At 58.3% G+C, this 3278-nt stretch carries 2 protein-coding genes; both read left to right on the top strand.

The window, feature by feature from the left end; translation table 11 throughout:
• A partial coding sequence (locus tag ABX749_RS26960; protein ID WP_372898745.1) for a DUF1553 domain-containing protein occupies positions 1-1942 on the top strand: 1942 nt, incomplete at its 5' end.
• A 180-nt stretch (positions 1943-2122) separates the two neighbouring features.
• A partial coding sequence (locus ABX749_RS26965) for a DUF1501 domain-containing protein (RefSeq protein WP_372898747.1) occupies positions 2123-3278 on the top strand: 1156 nt, incomplete at its 3' end.

A 3278-nucleotide genomic window follows, 5' to 3' on the forward strand; every position in this document is an offset into this window, starting at 1 on the left:
CATCGTCGAACAACTCGCCGGCGACGAATTGGCAGACGAGTCGGTGCGAACCCGCAGCGGTGGCGATGAAAACGTCGTCGAAGAAACCCGGCTCAACGGCAACTACACGCCCGAAGAATCCGAGTGGCTGGTCGCGACCGGGTTCCTGCGACTCGGCCCGTGGGACAACGCGATGATCGAAGCCGACGAAGCACGACAAATCTACTTGGACGACTTGGTCAACATCACCGGCCAGACGTTTCTGTCGACCACCATGCGATGCTGCAAGTGCCACGATCACAAGTTCGACCCGATCCCCACCCGCGATTACTACCGCATGTACGCGGCGTTTTCGACGACGCACATGGCCGAACGCGCGGTGCCACTGCTGCCCGAAGAATCGACCGACGGGTTTGAAAGCGGTCGGGCACACGTGCAGAGAATGTTGGACTTTGCGGTTTCGGAAAAGAACAAGCTAGTCGAGAAACGTGAAGCGGCGGCAAGGAAATGGTTCGAAGAACACGGGCTGCCCTACAAGAATGAAAACCAGCGAAAGGACTTGCCCGATGAAGAAAAACCGGAACGACACGTCGGGCTGGACTACGTCGAACAGGGACAATTAAAGGTCCGCGAGCAAGACGAGTGGATCTGGAAACGACGCTTGGAACGCTACGAGCCGATGGCGCAAAGCGTCTACAACGCGGCATACGCCGAGATGGCGTGGAACGGAGCTCGCAAGCTGCGGATCGGAAAGCCGAAGAAAGAATCGCCTTCGGTTGTCAATCATATCCTGGTCGGCGGAGCATTGACGGCGCTCGGTGATCAGGTCCTGCCGGGTGTCTTGAGTGCGGTGGCGTTGCCGGCCAGTCCGTCGCTGGATCCGGGAGCAAACGAAGATCCCTTCCTGCTGACGCCTGAAATCGACGGACGACGATTGGGACTGGCCAAATGGATCGCTCATCCGGACAACGCACTGGCGCTGCGTTCGATCGTCAATCGAATTTGGCAGTACCATTTCGGAGTCGGCTTGGCGGCCAACGCCAACAACTTTGGCGCCAAGGGCGACAAACCCTCGCACCCGGAATTGCTCGATTACCTGGCCAGCGACTTTGTCGAAAATGGTTGGACGATCAAACGGATGCATCGCATGATCATGCTGTCAGATGCCTATCGACGGTCGACGGTTCCGACGGACAGCGAAACGCTCGCCGAAGTGGATCCGAACAATCGGTTGCTTTCGCATTTCCCACGCCGTCGATTGAGTGCCGAGGAGCTGCGTGATTCGGTGCTGGCGATCACCGGAGAACTGCGTCACTGCGACGGCGGTGTGCCGATCAAACCGGAGATCAACATGGAAGTGGCGTTGCAACCGAGAATGATTCAATTTTCGCTCGCCCCGTCTTACCAACCGTCGCCCAAGGCCGATCAGCGCAATCGTCGAACGATCTACGCGTATCACGTCCGCGGGATGGCCGACCCGTTTACGGAGTTGTTCAACCAGCCGAACCCGAACGAGTCGTGTGAACTGCGCGAATCCGCCTCGGTGACACCTCAAGTGTTCACGCTGCTCAACAGTGCCATGATGACCGACCGATCGATCGCGTTCGCGCTGCGGCTGGAAAAGGAACGTGACGCGTTGCCGGCGCAAATCGATCGGGCGTTTCGTTTGACGTTCGGCCGCGATGCTTCGGACGACGAGCGCAAGCAGTTGACACGTTATGTCAAAGAGATGCGCAGCTATCACGAATCGGTCGACCCCGCGCCGGTCGAGTATCCGACCACCATCACGCGTTCGCTGGTGGAGGAGTTCTCGGGCAAGGTGTTCGAGTACGAAGAGATTTTGCCGGTCTTTGAAGACTACGAGTACGATCGCAAGGCCAGTGACGTGTCACCGCAGACACGGGCGTTGGCGGACATGTGTTTGCTGTTATGGAACACCAATGAGTTCATGTACGTGGAATGACGGTGCAGAGACCAGCACGTGGCGTCAGCCAGTGGCGTGTGTCGAATCCACACCGACGCACGCCGGTCGCTCACGCGTCCCGCTGGAATTGCACACCAGCACGTGGCGTCAGCCAATGGCGCGTGTGGAACACACCTTCACCACAAACAACACAACTTCATCGCACAGGAAATTAGTCAAATGAATCCATCACTCAATCGTCGCGACGCGTTATTCGGACTCGGTGCTTCCTTAGGTTCGGTTGCCTTTTCGGCGCTGCTTCAAGGCGAAGAGGCGGTACAACCGGCCGCGGGTGGTTCGCCGCTGTCGCCCAAGCCTCCGATGATGCCGGCCAAGGCGAAGAACGTCATCATGTTGTTCATGGAAGGCGGACCGGGCCAAATGGACACGTTTGACCCCAAGCCTGAATTGACACGTCTGCACAAGACCGAGTCCAAGCTGAAGGCGGGCCAAGAGCAAGGGTTCAAGTTCTTCGTCGGCAGCCCGTTCGGGTTCAACAAGGTCGGTGACACCGGCATCGAAATGTGTGACCAATGGAAATACCTTTCGGATCCCTACGTCGCCAACGAATTGTGTAACTATCGCGGTTGCCAAGCCGAATCGCTCAATCACCCCGAAGCGTTGTTCCACATGAATACGGGCAGTCGCTTGGGAGGAGATCCCGCGGTCGGCGCCTGGGCCACGTACGGCTTGGGGACGGAGAATCAGAATCTGCCGGGCTACGTCGTGATGACGGAACTGGCATTGCCACAGGGCGGTCCGACAAACTGGAGCAACGGTTTTCTGCCGCCGTATTACCAGGGCACGCGTCTGCGTCCGGAAGGTTCGCCGATCTTGGATCTGACGCCGCAGGATTTCAAGTCGCGTGAACACCAACGGCGTGCGCTCGACGAATTGGCGCGGCTGAACAAGGCGCACCTGGATTCATTGGGCGCCGCGGATCAAAAACTGAGCGCCCGGATGCAGAGCTACGAGCTTGCGTTCCGCATGCAGACCGAAGTGCCGGGCGTGATCGATTTGGCCAAAGAGTCCCAGGACACGATCTCGATGTACGGCATGGACGATCCGGAGACCGAAACCTTTGGACGACAATGTTTGATGGCGCGGCGGTTGGTCGAAAGCGGCGTACGATTCGTCCAGATCTTCAGCGGCGGATGGGACAGTCACGATTATCTGGAACGCGGTCACTCCTCGAGAATCAAGAGCGTCGACAAGCCGATGGCGGCCCTGATTCGCGACCTGAAACAACGCGGCATGTTGGAAGACACGCTGGTGATTTGGACGGGCGAGTTTGGTCGCACGCCGGACAACAACAAACGCGGCGGCGTCTATTCAC

Source organism: Stieleria sp., from assembly GCF_041595215.1.
GTDB lineage: Bacteria > Planctomycetota > Planctomycetia > Pirellulales > Pirellulaceae > Stieleria > Stieleria magnilauensis.